The 16,839-nt window shown below is 29.6% G+C and carries 15 protein-coding genes and 1 other annotated feature; of the genes, 10 read left to right on the forward strand and 5 right to left on the reverse strand.

The genetic code is table 11. The annotated features are described in order from the left end of the window. Positions 1-44: 44 nt before the first annotated feature. The gene (locus J2Z44_RS10800) at positions 45-1,748 is read left to right on the forward strand and encodes an ABC transporter ATP-binding protein (protein WP_021285519.1); all 1,704 of its coding nucleotides are present in this window, start codon (positions 45-47) and stop codon (positions 1,746-1,748) included. A 120-nt stretch (positions 1,749-1,868) separates the two neighbouring features. On the opposite strand, the gene J2Z44_RS10805 is transcribed toward J2Z44_RS10800, so the two are convergent. Further along, positions 1,869-3,146 (reverse strand): helix-turn-helix domain-containing protein, encoded by a 1,278-nt coding sequence (locus J2Z44_RS10805; protein WP_021285520.1) that lies wholly within the window; start codon positions 3,144-3,146, stop codon positions 1,869-1,871. Between the two features lie 212 nt (positions 3,147-3,358). On the opposite strand from J2Z44_RS10805, the gene J2Z44_RS10810 reads away from it, so the two are divergent. Genes J2Z44_RS10810 through J2Z44_RS10820 form a run of 3 tightly spaced genes read left to right on the forward strand, consistent with a single transcriptional unit; the run spans position 3,359 to position 6,686 of the window. Further along, positions 3,359-4,270, forward strand: a complete 912-nt coding sequence (locus J2Z44_RS10810; protein ID WP_021285521.1) for an ABC transporter ATP-binding protein — start codon at positions 3,359-3,361, stop codon at positions 4,268-4,270. A gap of 1 nt (position 4,271) precedes the next feature. After that, on the forward strand, positions 4,272-5,447 hold the full coding sequence (locus J2Z44_RS10815; protein WP_021285522.1) for an ABC transporter permease: 1,176 nt from the start codon (positions 4,272-4,274) through the stop codon (positions 5,445-5,447). 12 nt (positions 5,448-5,459) lie between these two features. Then, positions 5,460-6,686: an ABC transporter permease gene (locus J2Z44_RS10820; RefSeq protein WP_209649565.1), complete on the forward strand. Its 1,227-nt coding sequence runs from the start codon at positions 5,460-5,462 to the stop codon at positions 6,684-6,686. 222 nt (positions 6,687-6,908) lie between these two features. Here J2Z44_RS10820 and J2Z44_RS10825 read toward each other — a convergent pair whose 3' ends face one another. Then, positions 6,909-7,442, reverse strand: coding sequence for a nitroreductase family protein (locus tag J2Z44_RS10825; protein ID WP_021285525.1), 534 nt, complete (start codon positions 7,440-7,442; stop codon positions 6,909-6,911). 386 nt (positions 7,443-7,828) lie between these two features. On the opposite strand from J2Z44_RS10825, the gene J2Z44_RS10830 reads away from it, so the two are divergent. The 3 genes from J2Z44_RS10830 (at position 7,829) to asnS (ending at position 11,690) form a co-directional block, all read left to right on the forward strand. Continuing rightward, positions 7,829-8,371, forward strand: coding sequence for a carbonic anhydrase (locus J2Z44_RS10830; RefSeq protein ID WP_021285526.1), 543 nt, complete (start codon positions 7,829-7,831; stop codon positions 8,369-8,371). Positions 8,372-9,038: 667 nt separating this feature from the next. Continuing rightward, complete coding sequence (locus J2Z44_RS10835; RefSeq protein ID WP_209649566.1) at positions 9,039-9,527, forward strand: QueT transporter family protein; 489 nt, start codon at positions 9,039-9,041, stop codon at positions 9,525-9,527. A 325-nt stretch (positions 9,528-9,852) separates the two neighbouring features. Next, positions 9,853-10,099 (forward strand) — a binding site (T-box leader). A gap of 199 nt (positions 10,100-10,298) precedes the next feature. Beyond that, positions 10,299-11,690, forward strand: a complete 1,392-nt coding sequence (gene asnS / locus J2Z44_RS10840) for an asparagine--tRNA ligase (RefSeq protein WP_021285529.1) — start codon at positions 10,299-10,301, stop codon at positions 11,688-11,690. A gap of 166 nt (positions 11,691-11,856) precedes the next feature. On the opposite strand, the gene J2Z44_RS10845 is transcribed toward asnS, so the two are convergent. Continuing rightward, positions 11,857-12,354: a coiled-coil domain-containing protein gene (locus J2Z44_RS10845; RefSeq protein ID WP_021285530.1), complete on the reverse strand. Its 498-nt coding sequence runs from the start codon at positions 12,352-12,354 to the stop codon at positions 11,857-11,859. An 817-nt stretch (positions 12,355-13,171) separates the two neighbouring features. On the opposite strand from J2Z44_RS10845, the gene J2Z44_RS10850 reads away from it, so the two are divergent. After that, entirely contained in the window at positions 13,172-14,023 is an 852-nt protein-coding gene (locus J2Z44_RS10850; RefSeq protein ID WP_021285531.1) for a YitT family protein, read from the forward strand. 143 nt (positions 14,024-14,166) lie between these two features. On the opposite strand, the gene J2Z44_RS10855 is transcribed toward J2Z44_RS10850, so the two are convergent. After that, positions 14,167-14,337, reverse strand: coding sequence for a DUF362 domain-containing protein (locus J2Z44_RS10855; RefSeq protein ID WP_017413272.1), 171 nt, complete (start codon positions 14,335-14,337; stop codon positions 14,167-14,169). A 253-nt stretch (positions 14,338-14,590) separates the two neighbouring features. Continuing rightward, entirely contained in the window at positions 14,591-14,761 is a 171-nt protein-coding gene (locus tag J2Z44_RS10860) for a DUF362 domain-containing protein (RefSeq protein WP_021285532.1), read from the reverse strand. A gap of 487 nt (positions 14,762-15,248) precedes the next feature. Between J2Z44_RS10860 and ymfI the strand changes: the two genes are divergently transcribed. Continuing rightward, positions 15,249-15,989 carry an elongation factor P 5-aminopentanone reductase gene (ymfI, locus tag J2Z44_RS10865; protein WP_021285533.1) on the forward strand — a complete coding sequence of 247 codons (741 nt, stop codon included), beginning with the start codon at positions 15,249-15,251 and terminating at the stop codon, positions 15,987-15,989. A gap of 317 nt (positions 15,990-16,306) precedes the next feature. After that, positions 16,307-16,645 carry an MntP/YtaF family protein gene (locus J2Z44_RS10870; protein ID WP_021283048.1) on the forward strand — a complete coding sequence of 113 codons (339 nt, stop codon included), beginning with the start codon at positions 16,307-16,309 and terminating at the stop codon, positions 16,643-16,645. Positions 16,646-16,839 lie beyond the last annotated feature (194 nt).

Here is a 16,839-nt window from a genome sequence, read left to right on the forward strand (position 1 = left end):
TATAAATGATATGAAATTATTAAAAGTAATAGAGGAGTAAAATCATGGATACCAAGTTTATTAAAAAACTTATACAAAAGGAAAGTAAGTATTACCTTTACTTTGGATTGTCCCTAATATTACTACTTATAATGAATTTACTAGCAATTATTCCACCAAAGCTTTTTCAAAATATAGTGGATTTATATATTCCAAACAAAAATTTAAAGTCCATATATATTACCACTGCAGTTATGGTATTAATACCATTTCTATCAACCACCATAGATACATACTTTACGTATGTTGTATGGGTTAAAGTTAAGGAGCTTTCTTTTATAGTAAAAAGTAGGATATTTTCAAAGCTGCTTAATCAGCCAATGAGTTTCTATAAAGACAATGACTCAGGAAAGTTAGCTTCTTATTTAGCAATTGATACTAGCAATTTTTTTTATTTTTGGCTTCATGATTTACCTACTGCTATAAGCAGCGGGATTATGAGTATAGTTATACTGGTACTTTTATACAAAATAAGTCCATTAATAACTATCATAATGGTACTAGCTGGACCAGCTGCGGTATTGCCATCATTTTTTCTAGGAAAGAAATCTCAAAGTTTAGCTGCAGAAATTGTTGATTATGATTCAGAAATAAATTCAAAGATTACAGAATCATTTAAATTCGTAAAGCTTATAAAGTCTCAATGTTCTCAAAAGCAAAGAATAGATGAGATAAATACAATTAATGCTAAAAACCTAAAAATTTTTGGAAAAGCAGTCATAACTGAGACCCTTTCTTTGACAGTTTCGAAAGAATTAGTAGGAGCTATATTTACAGCAATTGCTTTCATTTTGTGTTCTATTGGGGTAATGAATAATAATATAACTATTGGAGAACTTATTGCCTTCACTGCTTATTTGCCTAGGTTGTTTGGATTATTTAATGTACTTTCATCAAGCAATGTATATATACAAAAACAATTAGGTTTACAAAATAAGAACTTTGAATTTTTAGCTATGGATGATGAATATAAAAATTCACCAACTAAATCGGGCCAGGAAATTCTAGGAAGTGTAACATTTAATAACTTAAAATTTTCTTATGATGATAGTAGAGATATACTGAAAAACATATCTTTTTCAATCAATCAAGGAGAGTTTGTAACTATAATGGGAGATAGCGGCTGTGGTAAATCTACAATGCTAGATTTATTACTAGATTTCTACAAAGCTCCACCTAACTCTATTAAAATAGATGGTATGGATATCAATTTATATCCATTAGATTATTTAAGGAGTAATATTGCTTTAGTATCACAAAATATAAGTCTACTAAGGGGTTCTTTAAGATATAACTTAGCTTTAGCCTATCCAAAAGCTACTGATGAGGATATATTAAGGGTTATAGAAGAAGCTGAGTTAAGCGATGTAGTTAATAAATTGCCAGAGGGGTTAGATACAGATTTAAGTGAAAATGGAGTAAATCTCTCTGGAGGGGAAAGACAAAGACTTGCCCTTGCCATGGCGCTTCTTAGAAAACCCAAAATATTACTTTTAGATGAAGTAAGCGCCTCTTTAGATTTAGAAGCAGAGAAAAGAATTTTAGACACTATAGAGAGGTTATGTAGGAATGAAAATCTGACTGTAATTTCTGTAACCCATAGAAGAAGTTTTATAAAGGATAGCTTTAGGGTACTTGCTATGGAAAATGGGGAAGTTAAATATGATGGTCAATATAAGGATTACTTAGAGAGAAGCTGTGTTGTATAATTAATAATAAAATGAGCCTAAGTTTTTTAAATATATAAAACTAGGCTCATTTCAATTAAAGAAAGAATATCTTTAATCATAGAGAATTTAAGGCAGTTTCTATTAATAATACAGAGGCTCTTATAAAATTGTTAAATTTGTATACAAAGAATGATTTGTTATATTTTTGTATATATCTAAATATTCCTTTGATTTTAATAAAAACTCTTGGTTATCTAAAATTAAACTTAAGTCTTTATAAACAATGCTTAAATCTGCATACCTTCTATATTTTAATAGCGAAGGTATACATTTATTATAGTAATAATGGCTTTTATTATAATTTAGTTTCACAAAATGAGTTCGACCTAAAAGAAAATAATAGTCAGTGATATTAATGTGTTTCAATTTGTTTAAATTAACAAGTTTTATGGACTCATAAAGTTCATTATACAAATTTAAATTATAATAAATTATAGCTCTTTGCAATATCATAATGGTTCTTATATTTTCATTGTATCTAAAATAATTTTCATTAATAACTTTTAATGCTTTATCAAATTCTTTCCCATATCTTAAACAATTAATATAATTTACATAGCACCTTCCAGCAATATCTTTGTTACCAGTATATTCATAAAAAAATATTGCCTTTTTTATATGATCAATAGCCCTCTCAATATCATTAGTTTTAAAGTATGCAATGTTTAAGCTAAGATGAATGCTACATAGTATTCTAATATAAGTACAATCCAAATTTTCCTTTAAGAATTCTTCGCATATCCTTATGGTCTTTTCATAATCTTCTAAATAGCAGTATACACTGCCCAAATTACTAACAACAATAATATAAGTTTTAGTGTAATTTAAGTTATTTGCTTCAAGTGTAGTTTTAGCTTTATATAAATAATGAGTGGCTTTAATATAGGCTTTTTCTTTTATATGAATTTTAGCTAAGGTATTCAAAGCTATGGCATAATTCTCAGAGTATAAGGTTTTTTTATCAATTTTATATGAGTTATATAATTTAAGAGCTTGCTTTAAAAATTTTCTACTTTCACCATATTCATCTATATTAAAATAACTTAGTCCAACATAGAAGTAGTCCTCAAAGTCTGGAATTTTTACTTCAGAAAACTTATCTATAATAGTAAAGTTTTCATTATTTTGGTATAAGTTTTTATAAGTGCTTACATAGTTACTACTATAATCACTCAAAACATTATCCTCAAAAAAATAAGAGATAGGAACTTGAAGAACTCTTGAAATATGGGTTAATTGTTCTATAGATGGAGTTATCACATCATTTTCTATCTTGCATATGGTACTCTTATTAATTAAATCTCCGCATAAGTCCTTTTGAATCAGTCGTTTCTCTTTTCTTAATGCTTTAATTTTTCCTCCAAGATAAATTGCCATTATTTCCTCCGATAAATTTCCATTTATGAAAAGTTTAGAATATTACAATAGATCCTATATTAATTTTAACATAAGTAAAGACTCTAATTGTTAAAATTTTATTATTAAGTATAAAAAGTTAGATTATTCAAAAAAGTACTCTGTTTATATGGTAAAATATGTACTAAGTATATTAAGATAAGGTTTGAATAATTATAGGGGTGGGGGATCTTATGTCAACAATTCTTAAATTGGACAATGTTCATAAGTCTTATGGAAAGACGGAAATTATCAAGGGCATTAGCTTTGAAGTAAATCAAGGGGAGATTTACGGTTTTTTAGGAGCTAACGGAGCTGGTAAAACTACAACTATTAGAATGATTACAGGTCTCATTAAACCTACTAAAGGCAATATCTATATTGATGGTTATGATATTCAAAAGCAGTTTGTAAAGGCTATTAGTTCTGTAGGCTGTATAGTAGAAAATCCTGATATGTATGGAGACTTTACAGGACGAGAAAATTTAAATATTTTTGCAAAGCTTTATGGAAATGTGGAAAAAAAGAGAATAGAGGAAGTTATAGAAATAATAGGACTTAAGGAGAGAATTGATGATAAGGTTAAAAAATATTCCTTAGGTATGAAGCAAAGATTAGGACTTGGTCAAGCCCTTTTGCCAAAGCCAAAGCTTCTAATTTTAGATGAGCCTACTAATGGATTGGATCCCATTGGCATTGTAGACTTTAGAAAAATAGTAAAGGACTTAGTAGAGGAATACAAAACTGCAGTTTTTGTTTCTTCTCACATATTAGCAGAAATTGAACAGCTTTGTAGTCGAGTGGCTTTCATTGATAAGGGTGAAATAAGGTCTGTCGAGGATACAAAAAATTTAAAGTATAAGAATATAGAAAGTATTTCCTTGAAAGTAAAAGAGAAAGACAAGGCTATAGAAGTATTAAGACAATCAGACTTTGTAAAAAATATTGCCGAAAAGGAAGAATTGCTTCTGTTAACCTGTGAAAAAGATTGCTTTTCAATGTTAATTAATGTGCTAACTATAAAAGGTATAGAAATACTAGATATTGCACGAATTCACCAAAACTTAGAGGAGAGATTCATGGAAATTGCAGGGGGAGGTAATTAGTGTGAAGCTGTTTGGAGTAGAGCTTTTTAAGCTTATGAAAAGCAAAAAATACCTAATTTTCTGTTTAGCTATTATAGCCTTAATGACTCTAGAGGCTTATACCTTATATGACAAATGTAACAATGAGTTACCAGAAATAAAACTTAAAAACAATGAAAAGCTTTTAATAGATTATAGAGCTAAGCTTCAGGAGGAGAAACTTCCAGAGGGACTTAAAGTGGATTACGAAAAGAAGGTGAAGGGGATTGAGGAAGAAAATCTAGAGCTTCAAGAAGAAATGAAAAATCCAAATAAGGATTGGAGAGAAAAACTCACAAAGAAAAATAAAAATCTCGAGAAAAAGAAAGAAGAAGCTGAGTTTACCTTAAATAACAATGAAGTTGAAAGTATTAACTCTGAAATATTAGTAAACAATTATCTTTTAGAAAAACATATAGAGCCAAGAAAAGCTTATGAAATCAATTCTTTTAATGACATGGGAGGTGTAATAAGCTTTATAAATATAATATTTTTACCCATATTAGTAATGGTTTTGCTTCATGACACCATAAGTGGAGAAATACAGTTTTCAACAGTAAAACTTTTGATTACTAAACCAATTAAAAGAGGAAATGTGATACTAACAAAGTTTTTATCTGGATTTTTGGTGGCTTCTTTAACAGTAATATTATTAGAAGGCATAGCATTATTAGCTTTAGGCATTTTGTTCAATATGGGAAATCCTTTATATCCTATTTCAATGGGAACTCAGTATGGATTGGATAATTTTGATAATATTAGTGCTATAGTAAACACAACTTATGTGGTTCCAGCATATAGTTATTTAATAAAAATATTAATACAGCAGGTGGTATTTATATTTTCTGCCTCTGCCTTTGGGGTATTAATATCAACTATGGTTTTAAATAACAATACAAGTTTAATGATTAGTTCTATAACAATGATAGGGTTAAATATTATAACCTTTATAATGCCACAAAAGTTTGTAGCTTTTTTCTATCCCTTTTTATTTACTACCTATGGAGAAGGCGTAAAAGTAGTTAGTGGAGGAATGAATTTAGCTTTAAGAACCACCATTGTGACTCCAACAATGGGAGGTATAGTATGTTTAATTTGGGGAGTAGGTCTTATTATTCCAGCATACATTCATTTTGTTAAAAAGGATATTGTGGCATAGGAGGTGGAAAATATGCTTAGGTTAATTAGTGTTGAGTTTAATAAATTAATAAGAAGAAAAAAGTTTATTATTGGTACAGCTATGCTCATATTAATGTTTTTTCTTTCCTTAGGAATGATTTTATTTTATAGAGTTGAAACTCTAGGAGTAGATAAACAAATAAAAGAAGCAAAGAAGGTTATTAATACTTATGAGCAGCAGTTAAAATTGCAACAGGACAAAGGTGCTTCTGAAGATATAAGTAATGGGTATAATAAAATAATAAATGATCAAAAGAAGGATTTAGAGAAGCTCCAAACCTTAGCAGACGACAATATTCCATGGCGTGAGAAAGTGAAAAAAGACATAGAGTACTCAAGAGATAAAATTAGAAGGCTAGGGTTTTCAGATAGCATTAAGGAAGCAGAAAATGGTAACATACTTCTAAAGCAATACTATTTAAATAACAATACACCTTACAATTACAATGAGAATCTGGATTTCTTTTCTGTAATCCCAGATGTACTATATGTGTTTGGATTATTTGGACTGTTTATTATAATTGGAGTAATGGTGGTAGATGTAATATCAGGAGAAAATAAGCCAGCTACCATTAAGATGCTTTTAACTAAACCCTTAGAGAGATGGAAGATTATTTTTTCTAAGTTTTTAGTATGCGTCATCACTGTAAACTTACTTGTACTTGGAGTAGAATTTTTATGTTTTACAATTTTAGGCTTTGTATTTGGCTTTGGGGATCCATCTTTACCAACTCTTGTTGGAACAACTTATAGTTCTGTACCTGCAGCATATATAAATGAATTGAAGGCAGTAGTAACTCCAGTAATAGGAAGTACAATGCTTATTACAAGAGGAGCTTTAATACTAAAGGTTTTAATCCTTCAAAGTCTGGGCATAACAGCTTGCATAGCCTTTTGTTTATTGTGCTCTACCCTCATTGAAAATAGTGGTACTTCTACCGGCACAGCCTTATTTTTTATAACCTTTATGCAGGTTATGATGATTTATAAAAATATAAATCAGTTTGATTTAAAGCCACCTGGTTTTATAAATAAAGTTCTGCCCTATCTATTCACTACCTATTATGATGGTGGAGTTGTAATCAGTGGGAAAATAAATCAAACCTTGGGAATAACCTTTGTAAACTTTAATTTTGCAGTAATGGTAATGTTAGGGTGGATAGTGGTATGTTACAGTATAAGTCATTTTATATTTGTGAAAAAGGACTTTGTAGCTTAATGAAAATTGTTTTAGTTTTTATCCAAAGTCATTGAATAAAGAGAAGCCCATTGTTATTTAACTCCTTAAGATAGATAAAAATTTCAAATCGAACCTTTGAATTAAATATTATTAAAATCTTATATAAGGTTATGTTTAAAGCCATAGGAAGAATAAAAAACCTATGGCTAAATTTTTGATATGGAAATGAATTATTAGCAACTTTTTTAAATTGACTTAAAGCTATTTAACAAACTTACTTCCATAGTTATTTAAATGAACTTTTTCGTAATGTAAATCTTCTTCACTATTTGCTGGTTTTATTTCATCAGGATATCCTAGGGCTAGTATGGATAAAACCTTTAGATGTTCAGGAATTCCTAATATCTGTCTAACATATTCTTCAGCAGAAGTAGAGTCATCATGGTTTCTTTCTCTAATTTGAATCCAGCAAGAACCAAGCCCTAGGTCATAGGATAAGAGGTGAATTATTGATGATGCAATTGATGTATCCTCAATCCAAACATCACTAATTTCAGGATTCCCAAGGATAACTATGCCAAGTTCAGCATTTTTTAAAAATCCGCCACCAGGTTTTGAGTGTGAAAGTTTTTCAAGGATAGCTTTATCCTCTACAACTACAAACTCCCAAGGTCTTAAATTTCTTGAAGAAGGAGATAACAAAGCTCCTTGCACTAACTTAAGCACCTTTTCCTTTTCAATTTCTTTATTAGCATATTTTCTAATACTTCTTCTTCTTTTTAACAAGTCTAACATGTTTAACCCTCCTACTAATTTTAATTACTAAAGCAGTGAAATACCTTTATATAGTAAATTATAACACCAAAATATGTCATCATTGCAATTGCCTAATAATATTATTAACCTTTCAAAGAAGAAGATTCCTGCATTATATATTTCAAGTTAATCAATGACCACAAGTTTGAAGTACACAATAATTATGAAGTTTTAATATAACAAATCCCTATTAAGTAACAAAAAATGACATAGACAAAATAGTATTTAAATTATTTTCTAATATCAATAAAGGAAGAAAATTGTAGCTATAAAATTATTGTCAGTGGCAAAAATAACTAATATAATTATATTAAAATTTGAAAAGGGGAAAGTATGGATTAAGCTGAAATCCATATACAAATTCTATGGAAAGATTAATAAAGGTATTAAGTAATGAAGATATTTCTTTAAAGTATAAAAATACTCCAATAGAAAAGCTTTTAAAATATCACAATTTAGGGGAATCCTTTGATGAATATGAAAAGGCCGAGTTATTAATAGGCATGTGTATGGATAATAGAAAGCAGCTGAAAATTCCTAATAACTTCTCATATATCATACGCTCAGGTGGAGGAAATTTACGCTATAGTGAATTTAAAGTATCCTATGCCATAGCCGTTGGAGGGGTAAAAGCCATAGCCTTAACTGGCCATAATAACTGTGGTATGGTTAATTTAATGTCTAAAAAAAATAAATTTATTAAAGGCTTAGTGGAAAATGCAGGATGGGAAGAAAAACAAGCAGAGGACCACTTTAGGAATTTTGCACCAATGTTTGAAATCGACAATGAAATAGACTTTTTACTGAGTGAAGCAAAAAGATTAAAAGAAAAGTATCCCAAAATACTTGTTGCGCCACTATTCTATAATGTAGATGATAATCTCTTGTACTTGATTAATGAAGATTAGCATTGATTTTCAATGGGGTTAGTTATATAATAGAGTACGGTAAAACTAAATGGACAGTTCGGAAGCCTCCTGTCTTTAAATAAAACTACGGCATTGAAATCTTTAAAACCCTTTGTAAGTTTATTTACAAGGGCTAATTCTCATTTGTTAAAGATTACAAGGCTGTCATTTTGGCAGCCTTATTTATTTGTGCTATAAGATGGCTTGGAAATAGAGCTTGCAACTTTGCGTTGGTATTTATTTTCAAACTCCTAAAACTTTCTATAATAAGCTAATAGTAATCTAAACTAGATTAGTTTGTTATAGAAACTTAAGTTTATATTAATCTATGGGTAGAGAGCTTAACTCGAGTTTTTAGAAGAAATAAATCTAAAAATTACAGATTAAAGCTGAATTATGGATTGATGTTTTAATTTACACAAATAATAATGCTGAAGTTAAATTTGGGAGCTAGCCCGCTGTTAAATATAGCCGGCATCTTCAAAAAATAAATAAGTCAGTATGTTTGTCTATTTTAAGTTATACTGCGTCAACAGAACCCTTAGATAGCTCTACTATCTGCGGAACCTGTTTCCTTGTCGGCACAAGCTTGCTTGTGAACTCAAAATATCCGTCACATCTTTGACTTGTTATTTATTTTCAGATGCCTTATAGGGGGGAAATTAAAATGAATAATAATGAAAATTTAGTAAGGTTATTAAAAATGGCTCTAGTAGCTGCTTTATATGTAGCACTTACATTTGTGTTTATGCCTTTTTCTTTTTTAGGAGTGCAGTTTAGAGTTGCGGAGATCTTAATGCTTTTAGTATTAATTGATCCACTATATATACCAGCTCTTACTATTGGATGTTTTATTGCTAACTTCTTATTTAGCCCTATGGGAATTGTAGATGTTATTATTGGAACTTTAGCTACATTATTTGCTGTAATTGCTATTAGTAAAACTAAAAACTTATTTATAGCATCTCTTTGGCCAACACTATTTAATGCCTTCATGGTTGGTGCAGAGTTATATTATGTGTTAAACCTTCCATTTTGGCTATCTACATTTCAAGTGGCAATAGGGGAATTTACTGTGGTTTCTATTGTAGGAGTTATAGTATTTAAATATGTTTTAAATAGCAAAGGTTTGGTGAAGGTATTAAAGCTAAAATAGAATAATAAGTTATAAGCTAAACCTAATTCAAGTCATAAGTATTGGGAAATAAGTTTCATAGGCGGCAGGGTTTTAACTTTGAAAATCTATTGATATTTCAAATAACTTATATTTTTATGGGAATTTGAGTCCTTCTATTCCTTGGGTTAAATCTTTTATTGAAAGTGATAGTTCAATATTGAAATGTTTTTTATAATAATCAATAAAAAATTATAAATTATTTACTAACAATTATTTGACAATAACAAATTTAACACATATAATATTTTATATAGAAATTTAGTATAATTTTTAGAACTTTTGTATATTATAGAAGTAACACAAAACAAAAACTATGATAAGAAGAGTAGATATAAGAGGTAGTTAAAGCGAGTTGGTGAGGGTGGAAGACCAATATGAAGCTTATATTGAAGAACATCTTTGAGTTTCTAACCGAAATCCTTTGGAGAGTAGACTTAGACGGCATCATACCGTTATCCTTGGACAGTATCGAGAACTCTCCGTACTGATAGAGCCGGTGATTATTATCACAAATTGGGTGGTACCGCGAAATAATGCTTTTCGTCCCTTTACTTAGGGATGAAAGGCTTTTTTTATTTTAAAAAAAGATAAAATAAAACAAAGTAATTGAAATCACACTAGAAGAATTTTTAATTCAAATAAGTCTAATCTATAAAAATATAAGTAAATTTCAATTTTAAATTGAATATGCTTAATTTTAAATATATAAATAAACAAACTTTGGTTTGTAATAATATAGGAGGAGTTATCATGGAAAAATTATTAGTAAAACAACTTTACAGAGAAACTGAAAAGTTTGCTGACAAAGAAGTGTCTATTTCAGGCTGGGTTAGAACTCTAAGATCTTCAAAAGCCTTTGGGTTCATTGAAGTAAACGATGGAAGTTTCTTTAAAAATGTTCAAGTAATATTTGAGGAGACTTTAGAAAATTTTAAAGAAGTTGAAAAGTTAAGCATAAGCTCATCTATTACTGTAATAGGAAATGTGGTTTTAACTCCAGAAGCAAAACAACCTTTTGAGATTAAAGCTACAAAAATAGTAGTTGAAGGGGAATCTTCTAGCGATTACCCACTTCAAAAGAAAAGACACACTTTTGAATATTTAAGAACAATAGCACACTTAAGACCAAGAAGTAATGCCTTTTCAGCTGTATTTAGAGTACGTTCTTTAACAGCTTTTGCAATTCATAAGTTCTTCCAGGAAAGAGGCTTTGTGTATACTCATACACCAATTATAACTGGAAGTGACTGCGAGGGTGCAGGAGAAATGTTTAGAGTTACAACAATGGATTTAAACAGTATTCCAAAAACTGAGGAAGGAAAGATAGACTATAAACAAGATTTCTTTGGAAAAGAAACTAACCTTACAGTTAGTGGACAGTTAGCAGCAGAAGCTTATGCTCTTGCTTTTAGAAATGTTTATACCTTTGGACCAACCTTTAGGGCAGAAAACTCAAACACTCCAAGACATGCAGCAGAGTTTTGGATGATTGAACCTGAAATTGCTTTTGCAGATTTAAGTGATGATATGGAGCTTGCAGAAGACATGGTTAAATATATCATTAACTATGTAATGGAGAATGCACCAGAAGAAATGGAATTCTTCAACAGCTTTGTAGATAAAGGCCTAATTGAAAGATTAACTAATGTAGCAAATTCAGAATTTGGTAAGATAACTTATACTGAAGCTGTGGAGCTTTTAAAGAAGGCAGATAAAGAGTTCCAATATCCAGTTGAGTGGGGCTGTGACCTTCAAACTGAACATGAAAGATATATTACAGAAGAAGTATATAAAAAGCCAGTATTTGTTACTGATTATCCAAAAGATATAAAAGCCTTCTATATGAGAATGAATGATGATAACAAAACAGTGGCAGCTACAGATCTTTTAGTGCCAGGCGTTGGAGAACTTATCGGTGGAAGCCAAAGAGAAGAAAGACTAGACCTTCTAGAGAAGAGAATAGAAGAACTAGGACTTCATAAGGAAGATTACTGGTGGTATTTAGAGCTTAGAAAATATGGTGGAACAAAGCATGCTGGTTTCGGACTTGGTTTTGAAAGAATGATTATGTATTTAACAGGAATGAGTAACATTAGAGACGTAATACCATTCCCAAGAACTACAGGAACTGCAGAATTCTAAAATAGGAATTTTTATAAGTGAGTAAAATTAAGTATTTCAAAGGGTTTAGGGGTATCCTCTAAGCCCTTTTGTTTTATCATTTTCCATGGTAATACCTTTATTTGTTATTTCAATTGAAAATTAACTATTTAAAGAAATATATTGAGTTTTAAAGCTTTATCAATTATTAACCGTGAATTATTTCTTTTAATTCTCTTTCAAATTGAATTACCTTAGTGTCAGTCTTTGCGGCTTTAGAGGCAATGGTATTAACATCAATTTGCACATCATCTAGCTTATCACTTAATTTATTAAACTTTTCATTTAACGATTTAGAAGTTGAGGTAACTGCAAGTTCTATAACATCTAATCGTTCACCTAAGGTTTTTCCGTCTTTGTCCTTAGCTCTATTTAGTTCATCGGAAAATGATTGCTGAACCTCAGCTAAAGTTTCTATATCAGTGATAGCTTTTTCAAGAAGTATTGTATTCTTGTCAACTTTAGTTTCTAAGTTATCAACCTTAGTTTCTAGGTTATTAACTTTAGTATCTAAGTTATCAACCTTAGTTTCTAGGTTATCTAGTCTTTTATTGGTTTCTTTTATTTCAGCTTCTAGATTGTTAAATCCATTTTGCATTTCGATATACATTTTTTCTAATAAACCAAACATTTTTTCATTTTCCACCTTGGATACCTCCACATATGTATTATTACAGTACTTTAAAACTTTAACAACATTTTGGAAGCTTCAAGTCTGTCATCTTCTAAAGTGTTAGTTGCTCAGCCTAGATAAGTTGCTTTAGTGGTAGTCTAAATCTGCTTCCAAAGTTGTTAATCAAATGAACTTGTTCATTATTTAATCATTATCATATATTATGGTAATTTATTAATCACTTTCACTATTGCTTACAATTATATATTACTAAGTAGACTTAAATATACTTAAAACTAGGTTTTTAATAAGCTATACTTAAATTACTATTTATAAGAATTTTTCTTATAGTTTTATAAACTAATTCATTATACTAATAAATTTATAGTTTTACAAGTATAAACCAATTATAAAACTTATAAATCTCTACTGTCAATTTGAAGATAAGAAAATATAAGGGAAGTGACAAAGGGAGTATTTATTACAAAGCTATAGGTATATGGAAATTAGTCATTTATGTATTCATAGCTTTCAGATTAAGCAACAATAGCATAAAAATTCACCCATCATGAATAAATTTACATTAATATCACATATTTACTTTCAATAATAATTATAGTATAATATGATTGGGAAACAATGATAAACTTAAAATATACTGTAATTAGTTCTAGTATAATTAATATTTATGAGTACTAATTATAGATAATAAAGATTTTCTAAACTTGATGTACACACTTTTAGAAATGAGCATAACTCTTTGCCGTATTAGGTTGAGAGTTTTTTATTTGTGTAAAAATAAATATAATTTTAAGTTTAATAATATACTATAATTTAAGGAGGGTTTAAGATGAAAAAAACAATTTATGAATACATTATGATTACAATAGGACTTTTATTAGTTGCAGCAGGAGTTTACTTTTTCTTAATTCCCAATGATCTAGCAGCAGGTGGAGTTACAGGTCTTGCAATGGTTATAAACTATTATTTTCCTGTACTAAACGTTGGAGCTATAATGCTAGTGTTAAACGTTATTTTGTTTATAATTGGGTTTATCTTTATAGGTTCTGGTTTTGGAATTAAAACTATATATTCTAGTTTAATGTTATCTTTTATGATATCAATGATGGAAGAATTATTTCCCATGGCAGGTCCAATAACCAATGATATATTTATAAACCTTATTTTTGGTATTCTAGTTGGAGCTATTGGTATGGCTATAGTGTTTAATCAAAATGCCTCTACCGGTGGTACAGATATAGTGGCTAAAATATTAAATAAGTATGTACATTTAGAAATAGGAAAAGGTCTTTTATTAGCAGACTTATTAGTTACTCTACTAGCTATAGCTGCCTTTGGTGCTACGGTTGGTATGTATTCGTTACTTGGAGTTATAATAAATGGATTTACAGTAGATTCAGCTATTCAAGGGTTAAATATAATTAAAAAAGTTGAAATAGTAAGTAGTAAAGGTGCAGAAATCAAAAACTTTATAATAAAGGAACTTGATAGAAGTGCAACCTTATATGATGCAAAAGGTGCTTATTCTCTTCAAAATAAAGAGGTAATAACTACTGTCCTTGGGAAAAGAGAAGTTATTAGACTTAAAAACTATATTAAAGAGATAGATCCAAAAGCCTTTATAATAACATATAATGTTCATGAAACTTTAGGTGAAGGTTTTACTGATTTAATGGAATAAAGTAATTCTTTAACTAAGAGAATAATATTCATACAATATTATTTCTTCAAATTAAAGCTAAACAAAATACAATTTTATAAAAAAACACAAGCTATTAACGAAAGTTAATAGCTTGTACTTTTTAAGGTTACTTCTATGTTCAATTATTCTTGAACTGGAGCTCCTACTGGACATACGCTAGCACAAGCACCACACTCGATACAAGCATTTCCGTCGATTAGGTATATTCCATCTCCAGCGCTAATGCAGTTAACTGGGCACTCAGCTTCACATGCTCCACAAGAGATGCAAGCATCAACTATTTTATAAGCCATAATCAAAAACCTCCTTTTTCTTAAATCAACATTATAATATCATATTTTCTGAAAATAATAAAGAGATTTGTACAATTCTAGGGGACATTTCCAGATGTAATTTAAGTAAAGTAAGTCATATGCTTTTACTGAAATAGTAAATCTACTCAGTAGGGAGCATTAAGATATTTGTTAAAGTCATGGTCATAAAAAGTCAATGAATAGTATCTAAGGCACTAAAAGAAGTAGGCTATTATGAACATTTACCATATAATTAATCTAGTAGTGGAGCTCCTACAGGACATATATTAGAACAAGCCCCGCATTCAATACAAATATGTTCATCTATGATAAAAATGCTATCTCCCTTTCCAATACAGTTTACAGGGCACTCAGGAATACAAAGACCACAGCTTGTGCATAAGTTAGTAATTTTATACGCCATAGATACCTCCTTAATTAACATACATTTATATTATGAATCTAACCTCCAATGTTTAAACCTAAATATATAAATAAAAAACCTATAAATTTATAAGAGGTTTTGGGTTCGTATAAGAGCAAATTTAACTGGAAATAATGAAAGTCTTAAGATAAAATACATAATATACAGAAAAGCAAATTACGTAACTACAATGATTTGAAAAAACTTAGTAATATCCAAATGAGTTACATAGGAATAATTCAAGGGAGAGGTTGGTACATCCATAGAGTGTAGATAATTTATATTAACAATTATCTAATCAATACAGGGCAAATACCTATATAGGATTTTTCTTAGCTGTTTAGTATTTTAATTTATATAGGTAGTTAAGTAAGTAGTTGCGAATGAAATATGATAATAAAAATCAATACTTATTTATATGATAAAATTATCAAAATTTATAGAAGTATAAGTAAAGAATTCAATTAATATATAGAGGTGTCAAAAGATGAAGTTTTCAGGAAAAGTTGTATTAATAACAGGGGGAACTAGGGGCATTGGCAAAAGTATAGCATTAGAATTTGCAAAAGAAGGTGCTACGTTAGCATTAAACTATGTTAATGATGATGAAAGAGCTGAAGAAACCTTAAAAGAAATTAAAGAAATAGGGGGTTACGGAATTCTAATAAAAGGAGATGTGAGTAACTATACCTTCGCTGGGAAAATGGTTGAACAGGTGATTAAAACCTTAGGAAAAGTTGATATTTTAGTAAATAATGCTGCCATATCTAAGATAGGTTTGTTCATGGATATGGAAGAGTGTGATTATAATAGTGTTATGGATATTAATTTTAAATCAGTATATAATACAAGTCATAGTGTAATAAAGCACATGATTACAAATAAAAGAGGTAATATTATAAATATATCTTCCATGTGGGGAAACTTAGGAGCTTCTTGTGAGGTGTTGTACTCTTCTTCTAAGGGCGCAATAAATTCTTTTACGAAGTCTCTAGCTAAGGAGCTTGCACCAAGTAACATTAGAGTTAATGCAGTAGCTCCAGGAGTTATTAATACGGAAATGAATGCTTGGTTAACTAAGGAGGAAAGGGAAGAACTTGTTAATGAAATTCCTCTTGGAAGATTAGGAAATGGAGAAGAAGTGGCTAAAGTAGTAGCCTTTTTAGCTAGTGAGGACTCTAGTTATGTTACTGGACAAATAATAAATGTAGATGGTGGGCTTCAATAATATTAACTTTTTATTAAAATAGAGAAACTCATATTTATTAATTATAGATTTATAATATAATATCATATAATAAGGACAAGGTATTGGTAGTTTGTGAAACTAAGGTATTTGAAAATAAATAACAAGTTAAAGATGTGAAGGGGATTTTTAGTTCACAAGCAAGCTTGTGCGACTAGGAAACAGGTTCCGCAGATAGTAGAGCTATCTAAGGGTTCTGTTGACGCAGTATAACTCAAAATAGACAAACATACTGACTTATTTATTTTTTGAAAATGCCTAAGATCCTAATATATAAGAGAAAGGAATTAGAATAATTAATGAATAATTTTAGAGATATATTAAAAATTATATTGATTGTTGGTTTATTCATTGTGTTTTCACCAGTAATATTTGGAGTGTTTGGTTTCGTTTTAAGAAGCTTATTTTTTATTATCATCCTAGGGGCAGTAGTGATTTCAGGAGTGGTAATTTATTTAAAATATAAGGCTAAGAAATTAGAGAAGGAATATAAAGAGGATCCTAATTTAAAATATTATTATGATACTAAACAAAATGATCCTGAAGAAAATAAAGATGATAGCTTTATAGACTATAGTGACTCAACTATTATTGATGTAGACTATGAAGAGAGTGATGATAAGGGAGACAATAATTAAAAGTTAAACAACAGTAGAAAATGAAGTGTTTTAAATAAAGTAAATATAGTTTTTATATTAAAGAAAGCAAGAAAATCCCAATGATTTTCTTGCTTTTTCAGTGCGCCCAGCATGGGCGGCAGCTCGGTGGTGAAAGTCCACTGTGGGGGTTGATAGCACCAACCACTAGCCTACGGCAAGGGTGTCCACCGTGA

This window comes from Clostridium punense (assembly GCF_017874425.1).
GTDB lineage: Bacteria > Bacillota > Clostridia > Clostridiales > Clostridiaceae > Clostridium_J > Clostridium_J punense.

Excerpts from the sequence above, each read along its gene's own strand:
- J2Z44_RS10800 (WP_021285519.1), top strand. The coding sequence starts at position 45 with ATGGATACCAAGTTTATTAAAAAACTTATACAAAAGGAAAGTAAGTAT.
- J2Z44_RS10835 (WP_209649566.1), top strand. The coding sequence starts at position 9,039 with ATGAATAATAATGAAAATTTAGTAAGGTTATTAAAAATGGCTCTAGTA.
- J2Z44_RS10830 (WP_021285526.1), top strand. The coding sequence starts at position 7,829 with ATGGAAAGATTAATAAAGGTATTAAGTAATGAAGATATTTCTTTAAAG.
- ymfI (WP_021285533.1), top strand. The coding sequence starts at position 15,249 with ATGAAGTTTTCAGGAAAAGTTGTATTAATAACAGGGGGAACTAGGGGC.
- J2Z44_RS10850 (WP_021285531.1), top strand. The coding sequence starts at position 13,172 with ATGAAAAAAACAATTTATGAATACATTATGATTACAATAGGACTTTTA.
- asnS (WP_021285529.1), top strand. The coding sequence starts at position 10,299 with ATGGAAAAATTATTAGTAAAACAACTTTACAGAGAAACTGAAAAGTTT.
- J2Z44_RS10820 (WP_209649565.1), top strand. The coding sequence starts at position 5,460 with ATGCTTAGGTTAATTAGTGTTGAGTTTAATAAATTAATAAGAAGAAAA.
- J2Z44_RS10825 (WP_021285525.1), bottom strand. The coding sequence starts at position 7,442 with ATGTTAGACTTGTTAAAAAGAAGAAGAAGTATTAGAAAATATGCTAAT.
- J2Z44_RS10870 (WP_021283048.1), top strand. The coding sequence starts at position 16,307 with ATGAATAATTTTAGAGATATATTAAAAATTATATTGATTGTTGGTTTA.
- J2Z44_RS10860 (WP_021285532.1), bottom strand. The coding sequence starts at position 14,761 with ATGGCGTATAAAATTACTAACTTATGCACAAGCTGTGGTCTTTGTATT.
- J2Z44_RS10810 (WP_021285521.1), top strand. The coding sequence starts at position 3,359 with ATGTCAACAATTCTTAAATTGGACAATGTTCATAAGTCTTATGGAAAG.
- J2Z44_RS10855 (WP_017413272.1), bottom strand. The coding sequence starts at position 14,337 with ATGGCTTATAAAATAGTTGATGCTTGCATCTCTTGTGGAGCATGTGAA.
- J2Z44_RS10805 (WP_021285520.1), bottom strand. The coding sequence starts at position 3,146 with ATGGCAATTTATCTTGGAGGAAAAATTAAAGCATTAAGAAAAGAGAAA.